The organism is Vibrio sp. 2092, from assembly GCF_033339635.1.
Classification (GTDB): Bacteria; Pseudomonadota; Gammaproteobacteria; order Enterobacterales; family Vibrionaceae; genus Vibrio; species Vibrio alginolyticus.
This window is the reverse complement of record NZ_JAWOUY010000018.1, coordinates 67,784-86,192: the sequence shown is the minus strand read 5'-3', so window position 1 is coordinate 86,192 and position 18,409 is coordinate 67,784. Positions and strand designations below refer to the sequence as shown.

Annotated in this window: 29 protein-coding genes; 3 read left to right on the top strand and 26 right to left on the bottom strand. The window is 50.9% G+C overall.

What is annotated here, in order from left to right; all coding sequences use genetic code 11:
- Nucleotides 1–2: 2 nt before the first annotated feature.
- Genes R7P80_RS23410 through R7P80_RS23395 form a run of 4 tightly spaced genes read right to left on the bottom strand, consistent with a single transcriptional unit; the run spans nt 3 to nt 1,802 of the window.
- The gene (locus tag R7P80_RS23410) at nt 3–509 is read right to left on the bottom strand and encodes a hypothetical protein (protein WP_000566443.1); all 507 of its coding nucleotides are present in this window, start codon (nt 507–509) and stop codon (nt 3–5) included.
- Nucleotides 502–1,176 carry a hypothetical protein gene (locus R7P80_RS23405; protein ID WP_000344149.1) on the bottom strand — a complete coding sequence of 225 codons (675 nt, stop codon included), beginning with the start codon at nt 1,174–1,176 and terminating at the stop codon, nt 502–504. Before R7P80_RS23405 ends, R7P80_RS23410 begins: the two co-directional genes overlap by 8 nt.
- Nucleotides 1,151–1,432, bottom strand: a complete 282-nt coding sequence (locus tag R7P80_RS23400) for a hypothetical protein (RefSeq protein ID WP_000044823.1) — start codon at nt 1,430–1,432, stop codon at nt 1,151–1,153. Before R7P80_RS23400 ends, R7P80_RS23405 begins: the two co-directional genes overlap by 26 nt.
- Complete coding sequence (locus R7P80_RS23395; RefSeq protein ID WP_001125904.1) at nt 1,425–1,802, bottom strand: hypothetical protein; 378 nt, start codon at nt 1,800–1,802, stop codon at nt 1,425–1,427. Before R7P80_RS23395 ends, R7P80_RS23400 begins: the two co-directional genes overlap by 8 nt.
- 326 nt (nt 1,803–2,128) lie before the next feature.
- On the opposite strand from R7P80_RS23395, the gene R7P80_RS23390 reads away from it, so the two are divergent.
- Complete coding sequence (locus R7P80_RS23390) at nt 2,129–2,272, top strand: hypothetical protein (protein ID WP_000939033.1); 144 nt, start codon at nt 2,129–2,131, stop codon at nt 2,270–2,272.
- Nucleotides 2,273–2,363: 91 nt separating this feature from the next.
- Entirely contained in the window at nt 2,364–2,999 is a 636-nt protein-coding gene (locus R7P80_RS23385) for an N-6 DNA methylase (protein ID WP_000074431.1), read from the top strand.
- Nucleotides 3,000–3,051: 52 nt separating this feature from the next.
- Here R7P80_RS23385 and R7P80_RS23380 read toward each other — a convergent pair whose 3' ends face one another.
- From R7P80_RS23380 to R7P80_RS23275, 22 genes are all read right to left on the bottom strand, one after another.
- Complete coding sequence (locus R7P80_RS23380; protein ID WP_000703827.1) at nt 3,052–3,324, bottom strand: helix-turn-helix domain-containing protein; 273 nt, start codon at nt 3,322–3,324, stop codon at nt 3,052–3,054.
- 48 nt (nt 3,325–3,372) lie between these two features.
- Nucleotides 3,373–4,554: a ParB/RepB/Spo0J family partition protein gene (locus R7P80_RS23375; protein WP_001207227.1), complete on the bottom strand. Its 1,182-nt coding sequence runs from the start codon at nt 4,552–4,554 to the stop codon at nt 3,373–3,375.
- 3 nt (nt 4,555–4,557) lie between these two features.
- Entirely contained in the window at nt 4,558–5,343 is a 786-nt protein-coding gene (locus tag R7P80_RS23370; protein WP_001151305.1) for a ParA family protein, read from the bottom strand.
- Nucleotides 5,344–5,516: 173 nt separating this feature from the next.
- Complete coding sequence (locus R7P80_RS23365; protein WP_000380893.1) at nt 5,517–5,828, bottom strand: hypothetical protein; 312 nt, start codon at nt 5,826–5,828, stop codon at nt 5,517–5,519.
- Nucleotides 5,810–6,259: a hypothetical protein gene (locus tag R7P80_RS23360; protein ID WP_001053910.1), complete on the bottom strand. Its 450-nt coding sequence runs from the start codon at nt 6,257–6,259 to the stop codon at nt 5,810–5,812. Before R7P80_RS23360 ends, R7P80_RS23365 begins: the two co-directional genes overlap by 19 nt.
- 13 nt (nt 6,260–6,272) lie before the next feature.
- Complete coding sequence (locus R7P80_RS23355; RefSeq protein WP_000098294.1) at nt 6,273–7,517, bottom strand: DNA-methyltransferase; 1,245 nt, start codon at nt 7,515–7,517, stop codon at nt 6,273–6,275.
- Complete coding sequence (locus tag R7P80_RS23350) at nt 7,510–7,752, bottom strand: hypothetical protein (protein WP_225452413.1); 243 nt, start codon at nt 7,750–7,752, stop codon at nt 7,510–7,512. Before R7P80_RS23350 ends, R7P80_RS23355 begins: the two co-directional genes overlap by 8 nt.
- Before the next feature lie 122 nt (nt 7,753–7,874).
- Nucleotides 7,875–8,117 (bottom strand): hypothetical protein, encoded by a 243-nt coding sequence (locus R7P80_RS23345; RefSeq protein WP_001096360.1) that lies wholly within the window; start codon nt 8,115–8,117, stop codon nt 7,875–7,877.
- Nucleotides 8,117–8,368 carry a hypothetical protein gene (locus R7P80_RS23340; RefSeq protein WP_001348524.1) on the bottom strand — a complete coding sequence of 84 codons (252 nt, stop codon included), beginning with the start codon at nt 8,366–8,368 and terminating at the stop codon, nt 8,117–8,119. The genes R7P80_RS23345 and R7P80_RS23340 overlap by 1 nt, the downstream gene beginning before the upstream one ends.
- A 183-nt stretch (nt 8,369–8,551) precedes the next feature.
- Nucleotides 8,552–9,490 (bottom strand): ParB/RepB/Spo0J family partition protein, encoded by a 939-nt coding sequence (locus tag R7P80_RS23335; RefSeq protein ID WP_000268394.1) that lies wholly within the window; start codon nt 9,488–9,490, stop codon nt 8,552–8,554.
- Nucleotides 9,491–9,606: 116 nt separating this feature from the next.
- A complete protein-coding gene (locus R7P80_RS23330) occupies nt 9,607–10,152 on the bottom strand; it encodes a hypothetical protein (RefSeq protein ID WP_000435225.1) in 546 nt (181 codons plus the stop codon).
- 2 nt (nt 10,153–10,154) lie between these two features.
- Nucleotides 10,155–10,724, bottom strand: a complete 570-nt coding sequence (locus R7P80_RS23325; protein ID WP_001256126.1) for a hypothetical protein — start codon at nt 10,722–10,724, stop codon at nt 10,155–10,157.
- An 11-nt stretch (nt 10,725–10,735) separates the two neighbouring features.
- Complete coding sequence (locus R7P80_RS23320; RefSeq protein ID WP_001348525.1) at nt 10,736–11,269, bottom strand: hypothetical protein; 534 nt, start codon at nt 11,267–11,269, stop codon at nt 10,736–10,738.
- A 22-nt stretch (nt 11,270–11,291) separates the two neighbouring features.
- Nucleotides 11,292–11,720 (bottom strand): hypothetical protein, encoded by a 429-nt coding sequence (locus tag R7P80_RS23315; protein ID WP_000988988.1) that lies wholly within the window; start codon nt 11,718–11,720, stop codon nt 11,292–11,294.
- Nucleotides 11,717–12,064, bottom strand: coding sequence for a hypothetical protein (locus R7P80_RS23310; RefSeq protein ID WP_000039129.1), 348 nt, complete (start codon nt 12,062–12,064; stop codon nt 11,717–11,719). Before R7P80_RS23310 ends, R7P80_RS23315 begins: the two co-directional genes overlap by 4 nt.
- Before the next feature lie 11 nt (nt 12,065–12,075).
- Nucleotides 12,076–13,209, bottom strand: a complete 1,134-nt coding sequence (locus R7P80_RS23305) for a hypothetical protein (protein WP_223369384.1) — start codon at nt 13,207–13,209, stop codon at nt 12,076–12,078.
- Nucleotides 13,210–13,253: 44 nt separating this feature from the next.
- Nucleotides 13,254–13,448, bottom strand: coding sequence for a DUF2997 domain-containing protein (locus R7P80_RS23300; RefSeq protein WP_000757530.1), 195 nt, complete (start codon nt 13,446–13,448; stop codon nt 13,254–13,256).
- 48 nt (nt 13,449–13,496) lie between these two features.
- Nucleotides 13,497–13,889, bottom strand: a complete 393-nt coding sequence (locus R7P80_RS23295; RefSeq protein ID WP_000018404.1) for a hypothetical protein — start codon at nt 13,887–13,889, stop codon at nt 13,497–13,499.
- Nucleotides 13,890–13,950: 61 nt separating this feature from the next.
- Nucleotides 13,951–15,414 carry an AAA family ATPase gene (locus R7P80_RS23290; protein WP_001280522.1) on the bottom strand — a complete coding sequence of 488 codons (1,464 nt, stop codon included), beginning with the start codon at nt 15,412–15,414 and terminating at the stop codon, nt 13,951–13,953.
- A 73-nt stretch (nt 15,415–15,487) separates the two neighbouring features.
- Nucleotides 15,488–16,420 carry a hypothetical protein gene (locus R7P80_RS23285; protein WP_000434070.1) on the bottom strand — a complete coding sequence of 311 codons (933 nt, stop codon included), beginning with the start codon at nt 16,418–16,420 and terminating at the stop codon, nt 15,488–15,490.
- A 561-nt stretch (nt 16,421–16,981) separates the two neighbouring features.
- Nucleotides 16,982–17,425, bottom strand: coding sequence for a hypothetical protein (locus tag R7P80_RS23280; protein ID WP_343075053.1), 444 nt, complete (start codon nt 17,423–17,425; stop codon nt 16,982–16,984).
- Between the two features lie 56 nt (nt 17,426–17,481).
- A complete protein-coding gene (locus R7P80_RS23275; protein ID WP_001273096.1) occupies nt 17,482–17,970 on the bottom strand; it encodes a DUF1643 domain-containing protein in 489 nt (162 codons plus the stop codon).
- Between the two features lie 96 nt (nt 17,971–18,066).
- Between R7P80_RS23275 and R7P80_RS23270 the strand changes: the two genes are divergently transcribed.
- Entirely contained in the window at nt 18,067–18,402 is a 336-nt protein-coding gene (locus R7P80_RS23270; protein WP_000683477.1) for a hypothetical protein, read from the top strand.
- Nucleotides 18,403–18,409 lie beyond the last annotated feature (7 nt).

The following is an 18,409-nucleotide window of genomic DNA, read 5'->3' as shown; positions in this document are numbered from 1 at the left end:
AATTACTCCACCATCCATTCTTCACTAAGCAGGAACGCCCAGCGCTCTTCTGCTTTTTCTGGGTTGTCTTTGGCCTGTTTGATCATGATCTCGGCGGCGTTAAAGCCTACCTCTCCACTGAACCGGCCCCATGAATGGCTATGCCACTCGCGCATCACACTTCGGCCAAGCGATGCAAGTTCTGGACTTACACCCTCATGGAGGGCATAGAGCTCCCAAGCATCCCACCCGTATCGTAATAGGTTGTGCCCTGGGGCGTTAAAGGCCTGAGCAGCCTTGAACCGCTCTCCAGGCTCCTTCCCTCTAACATCCACACCCTGGAGCACCAACCCCATTACCACTTCAATGACAGGCTCGCGTTGCTTCTTTGCCAGCTCGATGGCAGCCACCAGCATTGCTTTGGCGTCAACAAATTTCCCATGCCCTTGGCACATACCGCAGGTTTCTTTGGAAGGGGAAAAGTCATAAACACCGGAACCAGCACAAAGGCGGCATGTCAGGTCAATCATGGGCTCTTCTCTCCTCATACTCTTCGATGCGCTCTTTCAGACGCTGAACCACTGGTGCGAGCTCAGGGATAGCTTCCGCTTCCTCAAGCGTGTATCGCTTGTCTTCCTGGTAATCGACTATTTGAGGAGGCCTTGGCTGTTTAGGGAACTCAGCAAAGTCATTCAGCGACATCGAGGTAGGAAGTCCTCCTTCAATCTCACCTTTTTCGTTGAGTGACTGAGTGACGATAAGCTGTGTTCCGCCCACCTCGGTATCAAAGCGGTCATCAAAGCGCTCACCGATAGTCCAGCCGCCACGGCCAAGAACACAGGTCGTACTCATACGTAGGCGATTGAATGCTTTAGCGTCATCCCAGTTCAAAGGATTTTCATCCATGAGGAAAAAAGGCGCTTCGTCCCGAACGAACACCTTGGACTTGGCGTTATCGAAGATCGGCCCAAACACCCCCTGCTGGAGGTATGGTTCGACTTTCTCTGCAAGATCCTGGTGCCCTTGAGAACGCAGCGCCTCATAGAGCTGGGTGATTGTTTGTTTGCCGGTGTCCGGAAGGCAGGACAATACTGTCTGCTTTTCCTCGTCACTCAGGCTTACCATTCTGGACAAAAAGCTGACTACCAGCTCGTTGTGCCCATCGACCGTTTCAATGTTGAGCTTGTTCTCGTCCATCTTCTTCCTCAGTAATCGGTTCGATAAATTCAATGGAGTCCATGCTTACATGACTGATAATGGCTTTCAGGCCGCAGCAGTCGCATGGTTCAAAGGTCAGTTCTGATCCCTTGGGAGACTGATGCGTGACCGTTGCCACAGCCCCTAGAGGGATCAACCCCCAGCCGTTTTTTAGTACCCGAGTAGTTCTGACCAGCCGACCTTTGTACTCTCGTTTCAGTTTCGGATGCGGCACTACCGCATATCGCTTACTCATTTCGGTCCCCTTGTACCAAAGGCTCGACAACCAGCTCTTGAGCTTCGTCCCAGTCGGACACCTTTGCATCACCAAACGCAAAGGCAATTCGCATAGCCACTGTCGGCCTGCCTATTTTCATCAAGTAAGCCGCAGCACCGGCACACATCGACTCTTGTCCCGAAGGTGCATAGTTACCCTCTTCATCCCATTCACCACCTGACTTTGAGTGCACGGTCTTGTGGCAATGAAACGTCGTCATGTCGTTTTCAACGATGTCGTTGATGATGCCTTCTAATCGCCCAGGGGCCAGCTCGATAGCGCCCTCCTTCCGGAATGGACAGTTGGCGCAAGGTTTCTTCAAACGGAGATGATTTGCTTGCTTTGGCATACATATCACTTTTACAGCATCATTTTATGATTCTATGATATAGCCATATTCCGTGTAGTCAATATCTCACTAACAATTACTTTCTATCGGACGCTTACGCGCCCATTTTGGGCAGATAGACAAGTTATTTGGGCGTTTGGGCGTTTGGAGTGTGCGAGGTGGACAGCGGGGAGACTTTCACATGTGAAAGTTTTGTTTCTTGGTATCGTTTTATTGTCTCTTGATATTATTTTATGATGCTGTAATAATCATAAATAAGGGCCGCATCGCTCTTCGACCTTCGTTGCAGCCCTTACAACACAATCAAGCAATTAAGGAGCTTTGTTATGCTGCAAGGCAATACTAACACGAATAAGCGCATCCCGCTCGCGGCGTTCATGAAATGGCCGCTGGCGAAACGTCAGGACTTCATCGACCGGGAAATGTCCGGTTGCCCCGACTTTATCAAGACGTCTTTGCTTCGGCATTAAGGCGATCAGGCAGGAAAGCAAAGAACCTCGCTTCGGCGGGGTTCTTCGTTTCTACCTCTTGAATGTTTCGTCAGAACAAACTGGAGCGCTTATGTCACCAGAAACACAGCAACTTACATCCAAGGCTTTATCTCTCATCGAGCAGTCCCGATACAGAATGGGCACATCTCGGTTTGTTGAGGCCTTTATTGACCAGTGGGCATACTTGCAGACTGGCCTATACCCAGCCAAGGAGGAGATCCCGGAAGAACTTCAGCCGGTCGCCTTCGAGCTCTCTCACGTCCTGTCTGCCGCCATTAAGCGCGACCCCACCAGCGATGTTTTGGGTTACGTCCTAAGCATGTCTGGCTTCCACAAGAAGGGCACCAATTACTTCCCCACTCCTCCAGAGATTGGCCGCTTGATGTCACTCATTGTTGGCTCACAGTCTTCGGCAGACTTTTATGAGCCCTGCTGTGGTTCTGGCATCAACGCCATTCACTGGATGGAAAACCTGATCGAGAACCACGGTCCCGAAGCATTGAGAGAAGCCTCAATCTACCTGGAAGACATCGATCCGTTGATGGTGAAGTGCTGCATGATCCAGCTATTCCATTATTTCGAGTCCCGCAATACCACTCCCAAAACGCTGAGTATCGTCGGCATAGACACCCTTAGCAGACGAACCAAGAACATCGCCTACTACGCCGAAAAACCTCCAGCAACCGCCGCTACCGTGGCAGCATAAAAAAACCCGCCGATTGGCGGGTTTTGCATTCAATGCGCTGCTCTATGGCACCTTACAGTTTTCCGTACCGGTTCAAGAACGAAGACCTGTCTAAGATCCCCCAGTCTGTCAGCATGTAGTAGCCGGTGGCACCTCGTTCGCCGGTAGACTCCCTGACGAACAAGATATTCATTCCGAACTCATCACGCAGGGCAGACAACTGTCTCTTGATCGTTGATTCAGGAATATTTGTTGCCTTGTGAAGGTCTTGGAGACTTGGCTTCTCCGTTTTAGACAGGGCATTCACCAAAGCAAATTTTCTTTTCATGTCCTGTGAGATCTTCATATTCACCTGTTCTTGACAGGCCCAACCTCTTTGGCTGGGCCTCCTTTATTAGCCTTCGACACTCAGGAGTTCAATGTCTGACACAGGCACATGAACATGCTTTTCCTTGCCTTCGCCATCGAGCGTTTTAACCCAGACAGTAGACGGAACCAGAGCAACACGGTCGGTCATGATGACTCCACGTTTGGTCTCGCCATCCAGGTTAACGTTGACAGCAAAAATCAAACTGTCAGCCCGGACGTTCTTCCATTCCTTGTCCTTCGGCAGAGGAGGAAGAGCATCACCGCCTTCTTCATCTTTGTCCTTGCCGCTGTTATCTGGCTGCTTGACAGGATCTTTGTGCTCACCCTCTTCATCACGCAAAGGGTCTTCGTCATCATCGTCCTGACCATTGGAATTTTTACCCCCTTCCAGTTCCTCCTGGGCAAGGTTCAGGTCGTCATTCCCGGTTTGTTCCGACGTACCATCCCCACCCGAGTTGAGGGATTGCTCGTCGGTGTTGCCAGCGCCAAGCTCATCATTCTGGTGGGAGCCAGTCAGTGGGCCTTTTTCCATTTCGTCTTTGATACGTTTGGCATCATTCAGCAGCTCACGGCTTTGTTTACGAGTAATCCCGTCAGACATAGCCACCGCGCAGACGGCGCGACATCTTTCTTCATTCAGATCGAACAAGAGACGAAGGTTATTCAAGGTCTCTGTATCAGAACATACTTCATTATCGTATAACTCACGCACACAGTCAGGTAGCTTGAGCAACGACAGATGCGTAGATACGAAAGTGATATTCTTACCGAGCCGATCAGCAATATCCTTTTGCTTCCAACCTTCTTCAATAAACAGGTTTAACGCCTCGGCAATCTCTACCGGAGTCAAGTCATCCCGCTGGATGTTTTCGATCAGCTCACCAGCAGTCTCGTCCAAATTGTTCTGGACCTTATCATTCACCACCAGGTCAATGGTCTCGATACCAGCGTGTTTACACGCTCTCCAACGCCGCTCCCCTTTTTGGATGACGAACTTGCCTTCTTCATTCTTCGGGAACACGATGATCGGAGATTGCTGCCCTTCGGTCAGCAAGGTTGCCGCCAGCTCTTCAATGTTACGGAAGCGCTTACGAACCTGGACCTTGGATACAACGTCGTCAACAGGTACGGTAAGAACCTCTTTGCCTTTCTTGCCTTTGGCGGCTTTAGCAAGTTCGGACAGGCCTTTTAAATTGTTCAATGCCATCGCTTAGCCCACCTTCTCTAATAGTTCTTCCAACACCGCCTCAACCTCTTTGGCCGCGACATGTCCATAGCGAAGCTCCCAGACAGGGATGCCATCAGTCGTCGCCGTATCGAGCGGAGGCCGGTGCATAATTTTGTTCTCAAACAGCAGATCCGGAACTGTGTTCTCCAGCGACTTGAGGGCTTTGTCGTGATTGACAGAGCGGTCCATGTCGTTGATCACGATGCCCAGGATCTCCAAATTTTGGTTGTATGCCTCGCGCACACCAATAATCGTGTTCAGGAGACCTTCTACGCCGTCCACAGCGAAGCCAGAGAGCTTTACCGGACATGCCACATGGGTAGACATCACCAACGCTGCCACCAGCTTTCTGCCGAGGCTAGGCGGACAATCAATCAGCACGTAGTCGTAGTTCTCAAACAGCTCAGCCAAATGGCGAGCCGGATTCATGGCTTGGTCAAGAGGCACAGCCTCCATCTCAAACAGATCCGGGTCATTCTTCGGCGTATGAATGAGGTCTGCACCGCAAGGGCAGTGCATGACCTCAATGCCGTCCAGCTCGTAAGCGAACAGCTCTGCGGTTTTGGTTCCAGTGAGGATGGGCTCGTAGTCACCATCCTCAAGCTCTCGTCTGGGGGCCAGTCGAGAGGACGTGTTCCCCTGACCATCCATATCCAAGACCAGCACTTTCTTTTTCTTCTGTAACGCCAGATAAAAGGCCTGCTGGATACAGAGGGTACTCTTACCCACTCCGCCTTTCTGGTTGGCGAAGCTGATTACTTTTGCCATACCCACCTCTATTTTGGTTTCTCGCAGGTGATCAAGACCACCCCCAAACTTTCACATGTGAAAGATTGTAGCGATCATAAAATGATACTGCAATATCTAATTATGGTTCTGTTAAAACAAACTTTAAACAAAAAAACGGCCATGAAGGCCGCTTATTGACAAGGTTTGTGCTGTCAGCGCAATTGATTTGCTGCTCCAAGCCCATTCGCCAATAACTGCATCGCATCGTTGAACAGCGCGGAGCCCCGTTCCGGTGTGAGCAATTCCGGCATATCTTCTCGCGGCCAAGTACCGGCTACTTGAATGAGCAAACTGGCAGCCCAGTGAATCTGCTTTTCTTCACTTTCATCGGCCAGAGTGCATACGACGGGGAAACCGTACTTACGCCCCCAGCGACTCACCTCTTTGAACGATACCAGCTCAGGCTTTTGCAAATCCCGGCTGTAGGCCTCAGCTATCATGTGGTTCAGTTCTTGAGTGTCCATTTATCCCCCTTAACAGTTTTTTCAAATTCTTCCTCAAACATCGTTTTTAATGTGTTTCGTATCTCTTCATCCTGGATGTCATTGACATCAAAGCTGGTAGCGACAGCCTCACTTCCAATGCCACAGAGAACATAACCCCGGCCATCAGGACCAGTTTTAAGAGGCACAACGGGAAGTGGTGTATTGGGACACACTCCAGCAATGCCCGGAGAAATAATTGGCCCCCCGCGAGGAATAACCCAATTACCGATAAACCCCCAATCAATTTGCGTCGAGATGGCATCAGGCTGGTATTGCTCACCCCAAAAGTTGATTGCTGCCTGCTGATGTTGTTTACCGGCATAGTAGATATATCCGGCCACAAGAAGCACGGAGAGGACAAAAATAATTGCCAATTGGCGCAAGACTCTTGCGATAATACTTAAATTCATGGGCATTGTTCTCTTAATTCAACGCTCCCCCGCCCACTGCTGCTATGGCCGGGTTCATCCAAAATCCATCAAAGCCGGTGAACATTTCCGCCTGGGTGCGAATGTACTCAAGAATGATGTCACAGGCGATCCAGCGCCGGTTATTCCTTTCTGCGGCCAACCCGCTCTTATTCGACCCACTGAACGGATCAACAACAAGGTCGCCCTCTTCCGTCAGAAAGCGGATAGCCATTTCAGGTATGTCTGTTGGGAACATTGCCGGGTGCGGTGGCAACCCCAGTTCTCTAGCGATTCTCCGAAGCTCCAGAGTATCCGCACAACGGTGGCCGCGCTGGATAACGTTTTTCGGTATCCGTCCTTCCGTGACGTTAGAGAATGCGTTCCCTCTCAGTCGATATGCCCCGTCACCATAACTGACCACTCTGTTATCACCGCCTTGGGCCATCAGCTTCTGATGTTTCTCTGTATGAGGGATCAGGACCCTTCTGTTGTCAGAACGCACCCTGTCAGGGTCGTTGGTGAACCAATAAACAGGCTCCCACCCGGCACACAACTGGTAACGGTTCACACAAGCCCAGTGGGTCGGACTTGGTGGTTTTGACAGGTTGATCCACGGCCATCTATCCATGAGAGAGAGCCCAAGCCGATCATGGAGCGCCAGCACCATTCGCTCAACGTAGAGAGATCTGGAGGGGCTCTTGGCCTCGAATATGTCATTGCTGACATTCAGGACAACGCTTCCTCCTGGCACCAGGTTCTTGACTATCGGTTCGAGTGCCTGAGTAATGAAATCCACCCATTTGGCTTCATCAACGTTTCCATAGCCACGCTGTATACGGAGCGGGAACGGCGGAGATGTCACACACAGATGCACCGGCTCATCGAGGTCAGAGAAAAAGCTCTTGTTGTTTGACCACACCGCCAGCCCAAGATTTGTTGAATAAGCGACCAGTCGAACGCCACCTAGCGCTTCATGCAGGCCCTTCTTGGTTTTGCTTGAGAGCTCCCAGACACCCCGCTCGCCGTCCACCTTCTGGAGAAGGTTCATCGACTTGAGGGTTTGCTGATACCAGCGTATCTGTCTTTTCAGCTTGCTCCGCTTGACCTTTGCCTTGCCAATTTCACTTTGTTCATTCAGAGCGCTTTTCGGGATTCCAGCGAGCTCTGCCACCGAATCGTAGAGCTCCTCATTCGATAACGGCTTATCGGCCTTGGCATACGCCTCTTGGACATGAAAGAGTTCTAGCTGGCTACTCATCATGCCCCTCCGTACCCTGGAATATGTCATTGAGCACAGAGGTCGCCTCGGCGCTCTTTACATCATGCTCGGTGTAGAAAGGCCACCAGGTTAATCCGCCACCTTCAAACCATGAGCAGCGGAACTGGATTGTCTGATCAGGAAGGACTTTGAACTCGACATGCTGGGGTTTGTCATAACGGCACATTGCACCAAGGTCTAGGCCAAACTTTTCTTTAACCAATGTGGATGACATCGACCCCTGGCTCAAACCTTGGCTGTTAACCCAATAGACCCGGTTGACAGCACCAGCAATACCGAAGAATAGGAAAGCCAGTATTGCCCCGGCCTTCAACCATACAAAAACACTTCTCACAATTATCCTTCCTGCTTTACAAATGGGTCTCTGCCATCGAGAGGCTTTGAAAAAATAGCCCCCGGCTCAGACATCGCCGCCTCGACCTCGTACTTGTTAAAAGTCTCCGTCCACCAGCTATTCATCTGGTAAATCGTGATATTCAGAATTGAAGCAGCCTTGCTCTTACTTGTGGCCGCAACGACAGTTCTGAACTGCCCCTCGGCCCCATAAGTGATCCCGCCATAAACCTTCAACTTCGCCACTATCGTTTTCTCCACCCAAATATGTCTCTCACGTCCCGCACACAGAAGAACCAACTTACCCTTGGCAGGAACGCATCGACTAACACACCTAAGGCGATAACAAACAATGGCGCCATCAGGATGAAGCCCAAACGTGCAACGGTCCCATATATACCTGCACAGATGAGCAAGGCTGCGATGACAGAGCAAACTAGCTGATGCTGACGCCTCAGTCTGGCTAGTTCAGACGATTTCTTGTCACTGTTCATCATCGAGCTCCGCGAGCTGAACACTGACACTGGCTGCCGCTGGAGGGGAAAACTGTACTGTCAGTCCGGATTCAAGCCTGATAGAGGAAACCACCAGCGTATCTGGTCCGGATGACGCCGGTACGACCGCAACAATGGTTCCCCCTTCCAGCAACTGGATGGCATCCTCAACAGTACAGCGCCCCATTACTGATTACCCGCCAAATCCAGCTCTTGCTGGTCTTCATTGGACTCGTCAGTTTTGGGCTCCAGCTCCGCCAGCTTGGCTTTCAGCTCCTGAAACGCATCAACATCTTCCCGGCTCAGGGTAAGGGTGAACGTTTCACCGTCATCGTTCGGCTTGATGTTGTCCAGACGACTGGTAATAGAGCTCACGCCTCGGTGCATGGCTTCAACCACCTTTTTGCCCAGGCGGGGACCTTTCTCGACAGACTTTTTGGTCAGTTTTTTCGGGGCCTTCTTGCCGTCATTGCCACTGGCCTGTTCTTCCTGCGCCTTTTTCAGGATCTCAACAGCGTTGGTGCCGTGCTCGTTGTAGAGCTCCTGAGCGTAGGTGGCAGCCACAGAGCCTTCCTGAATCATCCGTTTCAGTTCCAGAGGCATCTCCAAAAGGGCACGGGCGATACGAACGTGCTCAGCCGAGCGGCCAACACGTTGGGCAATCATCTGGTCGCTCCACCCCCAGTTTGCAAGCCGAGCGTAGATCACGGCTCGCTCAAGTGGAGAAAGAGGGAGCCCATCGTTGCTGGTGGCGATCAGAAGGCTCTGTTCGGCTTCATCGCCCTTGTGCTCTACGACCTGCACGAACTGGATGTCGGCACCTTCCTCTATAGCAAGCAGGATGGCGCGGCGACGGCGATGACCTTCACGGACATACACCTTTCCGTCGATAACTTTGACGATGATCGGCGGAACATAGTCGCCACGCTTGTAAGCATCGGCCAGCACTCGAATACCAGCTTTGATGTCCGGGCGCTCGTAGTAGTCCTCGCAGAAAGCGCCACGGGTGTTAAACCCTTCTTCCTCCAGCAGAAGCTGAGGAGAGATAGTGAATCCATCCCCTTTTTTCAGTTCTTCGGGGGCGGTTACGCCTTTGAGAGCGCGGAGTGAGTTGATAACAGCCATTCGTTGGTTCTCCTTGTGACTTGCTCACTTTATAGCATCACTTTTTGATACTGTAAACAGGGCGGCATAAAAAACCCGGCGCTTTACAGTACCGGGTTCTCTCTTCCTTCTCACCACTAACTTGCTTTGACTTTGAGCAACCTCAGCGCCAGCATGGCCCATTGCAGATATGCTTCCAGTCGTTGCTGGTACTCTTTCCCTGGTGGGCGTTGACCTTCCTTGTGGGCTATCGTCCTCTCGATACCGGCGAGGCTCTTTCTCAGCTCCAGGTTCCTGCGTATTCCCACCATTCTCTGTCTTGCTGATTCAGGAGACAGACTCCCAAGTCCAAAGAGGGGCAGTTGTCTGTAGTCCTGTGTTCCCAAGTTAATTTGGTTCCACGCCATTGCTGCTTGCCACGGTCGTTTCTGGATTTGTTGGATCGCCTTCCCACAACCCAGGCAGACCATATTCCAGCGCACAGGAGGACCTATAACCTTCTGCATTTGCGCCCGGCCATGACAACTATCGCAGGCTGCCACAGGAACGCTGAGCGGGTCGTGGTGCCCATAGGCTACTGTTTCAGTCTGGCTGTAGTGTTCATCTGATTTGAGCTCCGCCAAGAGCTTCTCACGCTTCTCTTTTGCGTATTCGAGGGTTAAGCCTTTTCTGATTTGTTCCATGTTCAGTCCAGAATGATTTTTCTCTTGTCTCGCTTGGGAGTGCCTTGTTCTTTCTGGTCCGATGTAGAGCTGATGACTTCTGGCTCTTTGGCCTCGCCCCTTTGTAGTTCGTCAATACTCCCCAGCTCTGTTCCACCGTGTCTTATCTCACCTTGATCTCTATGCTCTCTGGTTGAACGACGGATCTCTTCCGAAACTCCACGCAAAAACCCAATCACATTGGCCCGGAATGTACGTCTCTTCTCCTCTATCTCAAGCAAGTAACTCAAGTAGAAGTAAAACGGTATCGAGACGAACAATGACAAAGGGAACCAGCCTTTTTCGCTGGCAGAAACAAAGAGTCTCGGCTCAAACATTTTCATGGCGAGGGTCGCCATTAGCACAGAGATAACTACTGGAGTCACCGCCATCAAAAATCGGGAATGAAGGTACGCCATCCAGACCCCAGCGACTAAAGCTGTTAGCGAGAGGAACATAGCAACAACCAACGGGCTCGCATCAATGGCGATTAGCCCTATCTGGACGATAATGACGAAGCAAAGAAGCAATATTCTGTATAAAAATGACCGCATTCCAACCCACCTCAATCCAAGATAATCTTGCGCTTATCTTTCTGAATTTCGATAGGCTGCTCCGGTTCACTCAGAACACCCTCTGACGCTTTCAGAACTTGAATACTTGGAAAGCCCTTCCCTGCTCCTGCTTTTCTTGGTCTCTGCTCTGTTACCTCAATCGCTATTTCATCCCCCTCCCGGAACTGCGGGTAACAACCAGCGCGGTTGGCATAGCGATTCAACGACATTTTGAGCAGCCGGTATTTCTTTGGGCAGGTTATTTGTACTGACGCATCAGAGCTGCAAGCTGCGTCAAGCCGCCGGAAAAATTCCTCCGGTATCCCCTTTACAAGGAGCTCGCTCAACTCATCCATAGGCCTTGAGCCGGTTGGCATCGGATATGGCAACCTCCGGTATTCTCTGTAGATGTACCGCTTGATGACGATATGAAAGACGAATGCGGCAAAGCCCCACAAAGGGCCATTAAGGAGCCCCGCAACGATAAGTAGCACCGACGGGAAGGGAACCCCTACGAAACTCGGCAGGATTTTAATCTTTACCATCGGCGTTGACCGACGCACACTCTCACTCATTTGCTGACCCTTTACGTGCAACCTTGTACTGCACTTTCAGATCGTAACCATCCACTTCCTGATGAAGGACTTTCACGGGGACACCTTCAACGGTCCCCAGGTACACGCTCAGCTCAACTTCCGGAACATCGTCCCTGAGACCCAGTACATTGCGCCACCCAGTCGATGTCTTCTGGCAGTGAGCGCCCACCCTGTCATGCCGGTAGTAAATGTCTTTGTTATCTCCTTGGCAGATGAAGAATCCACTAACCTGCCCCGTCCTTAACACCCACTTGCGGTTGTGGAAGGTAGCTTCTTTCTCCACCTCAGTGGACTTGTCTATAGCCACCTGGCTTACCACCAGCTCTTGTGCGGACAAATCAGACACAAGGCCTATTACCAACGCGGATAACAGCGCGGCCATAGCCGCCCGTGTCATCATACTGCCGCCTCGTGAGTGGCATCGGCAAAGAATTTGCCTTGTTTGTAGATCTCGTCCTTCTCGAACGAGATAGCATCCGCACGACTGCTGAATGGTCCATAGCTTTTACCGTCGATCAGCACCTTCCACTGGCAACGCCAAACACGAGTCCATGCCGCAATCTTTGACTCGTCTGAACAAAGTCCGCGAATAACATAGAACGCAATCATTAGAATGCCGCTCGTCGGCACGATGCGCGAAACCCTTGTTTTACTGTATTCCTGCACTTCAAGGCCTTTGAAGGAAACCTCATCGGCAAACCCGCAGACCTCACCATTTTTGATTACGATGCGCTTTTTGCTCATAACCTACCCCACTAATCCAAAATAATTTTGCGCTTGCCTGGCTGTACTTCGATTGGCTCTTCCTTTTGCACCTTTGGTGCCGGAGCTGATGAGCTGACAACCACCGGTTCTCTTTCTGGGTTTTGTTGCTGGCGCTCACGGAGTTCATCCACTGAGGGAGGCTCATTGCTTGGTCGTTCAGCCCTTTCAGCACGTCGGGCTTCTCTTAACAACTCATCAATTTCGGAGTCGCTCCGGTTGTTCATAAAAGCTCTATAGGCAAAGAAAATCAGCACCGGCACTATTGCCACCAAGAAGAAAGGAAATGAGCTTCCGCTATCTTCCACTGGCTTGGTACTGGCCGCGCCTGTATCGAACATGGTACGAATAACCGTTGGCGCGGTCATGATCATAATTGCAGGCATTATCCCCATCACAATTCCTGATGGGCTCTGCCTCATAATTCCACTAGCAACCCCAAACACCAGCATCAACCCCGCTATGACTTTGACGAAAGAGCTATCCATTAGACCGATCATGGAGTCACTTACCTCCTCGAACGGACTTTGAAACGCACTGGTATTGCGGTCGGTGTCTTGTGCAGCACCAATCTGCTTGGGAGGTTCACTCTTTGGTGCAGTCTCTATGGATAGCGCTGGTGGTTGGCTGGCAACCTTCTGCATTTCACCATCTTGCTTAACCACCCCCAGGTCCTGAGTTTTGACGTGCGTTTGTGCTGGTGGTGCTAACTGGTATTTGACTGCCAGGTTGTTCCCGTGGACTTCAATGGTTTGCAGGGAGATGGGTTTACCTTCCAACTTGGTCAGAGCTTCTTGGAGCGGTAGCTCCTGAGCATCAGTCATACCGCCCATAAAGCCATTGAGCCCGTCATCATGGACGCGACAACGCAGCCTTCCCGAATAGCTACGGTATTCACCTGGGCAAACAAAATAGCCGCCCTGAGGGCCATCCAGTTTGCGCCATTTATTGCTTTTGAAGGCCTCCACTTTGGTCACAACTGGCTGACCGTCATGGTAATCAATGACCGTTTTGCTCTCCGGGCCAGTGTCCTCTACCTTCTTGCTGCCTGAGTCATCTGAGAGCATTTGCCCCACCATTACGCCAGTCACAAAGTCACTGGCAAAGGCCGCAGGAGCTGCGACCATGAGACCAACCAGCAAAAGAAGGGGGACGCGCCCTGTCCTTCTCATCACCATTCGTTCTGTTCCGTTTCGTGCTGGGTTTGACCAGCATTGAAGTGGTACTCGGGTTTCAGCTCTTTTTCTTCGACTTCGAGCTCTTCCGGGCGAATACGCTGCTCCAGCGCTTCACAGGTCTTACCCTGAAACCCCGTGAAATCGGCAGCAATCTTGCCGCCCTTGATCTTGATGTTTACCTTTTTCACTTTGTCACCTCGTCGTTAAGTTCAACTAATCTGATTGCCTTGGCGCTATTACCAAACAGCTTCCTCAGCTTCCAGTTCCAAAGTGCCATCGTGATGCTGCTTCACCGTCACGCTGAAACCTTCCTCTTTCAACTGCTGCTCGTAGTGGAAGGCAATGTAGCGATCCTGCACCTTGCTGCTTGCCTGCTGCGTCCAGCGGCCATAAGAGCCGTAGTTTTCCTGGTACTGCTCCCAAACACCGTTTTTTTCCTTGTAGCCAATCCGGTGCTCCTTGTTGTTCTGGTCGATCAGAACAATCGGGTATTTCTCGAAGGTGTAGCCAGCGCCCACGCGGTATAGCTTTTCGTTTTCAACAACGACGCCAACTCCCTCCAGAGCCTTCAACAGCAGCTCTTTGTCTTTGTAGGCGACCTGCACCTTGCCTTTTACGATATGGCTCATCTCATCACTCCTGAGTTGTTTCGGGGGTCATGCCGTGTTCCGGCATGACAAAGTTAATCGCTTAGTCCTCGATGGCGAGTTTTCGTCCAGAGCCATTCTGCTCTTGAACATCGAAGTTATTGGCCGGATAGAAGCCTTGATCCCGCAAACTGCGAATCTGGTTGATGTCTTCTCGGCGAGTTTCACTGGTCGGGGTAATGCGAGTGACCGCATCCACCAGCGCTTCATTGTTGAGCTCTTTGTCCTGAGCGTTCGCCAGATACATCGCGTCAATGACGGCCTGTTCAATCTCTGCCCCGGTGTATCCCTCGGTGGTACGCAGTAGCGTAGGCATATCGAACGCGGCGATGTTGGCCTTCTGCTTGGCGAGGTGGATCTCGAAAATCTTCTGGCGCTCAGCCACACTTGGCAGATCAATGAAGAATGCTCGGTCCCAGCGGCCAGCTCGCATCAATTCAGGAGGCAGCGACTGAACCCGGTTGGCCGTCGCCACAATGAAGATCTTCTTCTTGCGCTCTTGAAGCCAGTAGAGGAAAGAGCCCAGCAGGCGCTTGGATACTTCGTGTTCGCCATCGGCATTACCAAAAAACTTCTCCATCTCGTCAATCAACACAACAACGGGTGCGATCTGCTCAATGGTCTGCAATGCACGATTGAACTGGCGCTCGGTTTCACCGAGATACTTACTATAGAAACGGCCCATATCCAGGCGAACCAAGGTAGTGCCAAGTACACCGGCAGCGGCTTTTGCCGTCAGCGATTTACCACCACCAGGTACACCGGCCAGAAGGACACCTTTTACCGGAAGGTCTTTGTCCCAACCGGCTTTACGTATCTGGAGAAACTCCTTGAGGTTTTCGAGCCCACCGACATTCCCAATATCAATGGCCTCAAGCACATCGAGGCCGACATCACGCAAGATGTGAGCTTTTTCTTTTCGGATCTCGCCCAGGTATTCTTCACCCTTGAATTTCAAGTAAGCGGAATAGGTGAAGACGTTCTTCATCTGGGTGTGTGACAAGCCCAGGGCGTGGTTTGCGATGACAGCACGTTCGTTGCTCTCGAAGACTCCACCATCTTTCACGTTATCTTCACAGGTCTGGAGCAGTTTCAGGATTTCCTGATTGCTCATAGCCGGGAGATCGATGTGATAAACGAACTCTTCATTGAAGACGTCTTTGCCAGCGATGATGTAGTTGATCCCCTCATTCTCCAGATAGGTCAGTGATGACTTGAGGGCTGGGAGTGTTTCCGGGTTTGCACGTTGTCGGTCGAAAAAGAAAGTGTCGAACACGACAACACCGTTTTTGGAGGACTTCTTGGACTCGTCCACCATTGCCTTCATCGTGCCTGGATCGGGCAGCTTCTTGAATGGCATCACAATAAAGTGCTTGCCGACTTTCTTTGCAATGTCAGAGAAAACGCTCTCTGCACGGCCCAGCTCAAAAGTGCTAACGTTGATGACTGGAAAGGACAACTTGATTGGAATCTCAAGTTTGTCCATTTGCTGTGTAATATCGCTCATCGCTTATCCTTTAAATAAATTTCGACTTGTTGATCACCTCACATCATAAGTTCATTTTATGATGCTGTAAATATCACCTTCCAACTCTGTAGCTGTTCACGGCGGACTCAACGCGCTTGACTGACACGTCTATACCATTTGTCACCAGCAACTCATGCACTTGGCAACAGGCCTGTTGTTTTAGGCCAAAGAACTCTTCGTTAACACGGGCATACTCTGCTGCCGAATTGGAGGCGGCTCGTCTTAGATCTGGCATCAGAGATTCAACGCGAGACTCTACTTTGTCCAGAGAGGAACTGGCAGACGACAAGCTGAACAGCGAGAAGACGCTCCCAAAGTCGAAACCATCATTCAAACCGGCAAAGTCCATACCCAGATCGATAAACTCAGTTGCCATTGAGTGGTGCAGTGAGCCCACAATGTCACGATGATCCCCCAGCGCATTTGCGAAGGCTTTCACAGCTCTCTTCGCATCGTCTATTTCACTGCTGGCCGAGGAGTTTGACATCGACGACATGACGGAAATGCCCTTGTTGTCAGTCACAAGGTCGAGAACCTCCATTGTTTGTGCTGATGAAATACTGGAAGAGGCCTCACTGATTTCACGTAAGGCTTTTTGCCCCATGTCCACCAGTCGCTTGTTGCTCTCGTGGAGTCGAGATGCGGCGTCAAGCCTATCTTGAGCTTGGGTGATTCGTTCCAGAATCTGGCTACCGTCAATCGCTTGCTTCACGGCCCGAGAAACCAATCCCTCTTTGAGCTGGTCTCTCCCACGGCGCAAATACCGCAAATCGCTGTTATGGCCTTTTAGTGCTGAACGTATAACGGCGATGTCTCGACGAAACTGCCAGAACGTTATAATTTTTTGCCAGATCCCCAACTGAGCACGCTGTTGGCAAAGAGCTTCGTACTCTGCACCTTTCTCTTCAACCTGGCTGAGAGCTGCGGTAATCCTGTCTTGATATTGCCGGTCGTCAGCCAAGTAACTTTGAATTGCTTGTTCCATCCCGTACCCCAAAAACTTTCACATGTGAAAGTTCATTCTTTCTTTGTTCTGCCAGTACAAAGTATTTTGCCTTAGAACGACCTCACACCCCGCCCCTGCTCACGCCCATTTTGGGCAATTACAGATTCAGCATTTACAGGCTTATAATGTGATGCCGTAATAGACAAATAAAAAACGGCATAGCCGTTTTTACCTTACTTTGCTTTGCTCCGGCCCCCGCATAGTGCATTACCAATGCGTGATGAAAAATCCTTCCATTCTGGACTGTTCCGGTAGTCATCCTGTCCAGTTGCTTGTTCCTGGCTGGTCGATGCGAATTGATTGAGAGCATCCGGGCACGAAGAGCAGACCCCGATACCTTCCACTCTATTCACGCGAAGCCAGTGACACGGTTGACCGTTTTCAACACAAGCGTGATCATCGGTGCATCCGCACCCTATACATTTAGCAGTGAGCATAAGCGCCTCCCCAAGTAAATTAACAACATCATAGTATCATTATGTGATACTGTAAATATTAAAAAGAAAGCGGCCATAGCCGCCCTTCCGAAGTAATTTTCCTTTAGTGGTTGTCTTGGCCCTGTTTCCAAGCGACGAATGCCTGCACTAGCGGTACGCCATCATCACTCAAGGCATTCCCTTCTATCCATCCGCCTCGTATGACGACAGACTGCCCTGATTCCAAGCCAAAAGGTTCCCACTCAGAAGCCACCGGGGAACCGTCCACCAGCAGGTCGAGATCTTCAATCCATTTATCCCGGCCATCCAGAGTTTTCCAAACTGAGTCATCGACCCAAAAGGCCTTGATTTGTTCTGGTGTGGCATTGGTCCAATCGTTGTCTTTCCCGTCAGCAAGTGAAAGTACAGAGTCAACCGTTTGCTGCCAGTTCGGCCAATCTTCTTCGACAACAACGCAAGTAAGCGAGCTCTTGCCATTTGCTCTGCGGCCATCATCAACCTTCCGGATCAGCCTTTCCAGTGTCGCCAGCTCCTCATCGCAGAGCACGGCCTGTGCATCGCTTATCTTTGCCACGAAGTAACGTGCTTCAAGCATCGACATAATTATTTTCCTCCCCAGGGCACAAGTTTTGTCGAATATCCAAGCATTAGTGGGTGCTTCGGGTCCCCCGAACCAGTCACGCCAAATGCCAATACCGGCTTCCCAGATGCAACGAGCTGCTCTAAAAGCCTGTCCAAATGAACATGCAAAGACTTAGGCAGCTTAGTTCGGCTCCCCCAGCAGGGCACCAAGACATCAGCATCCCGAATAATCCTTTCCAAGTGGATTTCATTTTCAGGCCCGACAGGATCAACCGCCGTAGCCAGCTCTCGAACGTCGGTCGCCCGAAAAGCAAAAGCATTACCGACTATGAATCGCCTCCCTCCGTTGACCTTGGTAAACCCTATCCACTTTCTGACCGTGTGATCGTCCTCGGTGGCCGTGGCCGTAGAGCCGTTTACACCAAAATAACCGAACACAAGGCCTTCGGGTTGCACATCCCTTTCCAGACGGTATCTGTACATGCCGCACTTGCTGATAATTGCACTCAAAGTGTCACCTCTTTTTGAATGAAAAACGCCCTTTCACAGTTGCATTTTTTAATGCTGTGATAGGATAAAAGTGTAAGTTGAAAAGGAGAGATGACCATGAAACATGTACTGAATATCGCGCTGATGGCTGTTGTTGTTCTTGGCCTGGCTATGCTTGAGGCAACCAACTGGGGTTACGCAGTGCTGGCTATCCCGGCAGTGATTTGGGCCAAGCCGGTGCTCAACCTTCTGCACAAACTGCCGGTTCTGGCTGCTGCTTTTTGGATTCTGGTTGCTGTTTTCGCGTGGCAAGCGGCACTTGTTGGTATCCTGTTCTATGGCGTACTTGCGACCCCTAAAGCGCCAGCAAACACCAATGGCAAAAAAAGCCGAAAAGCCAATCTGATGGGCACTTACAGCTACGACTTTAAAACCGGCGAATGCTTTAGCTAAGACTGGC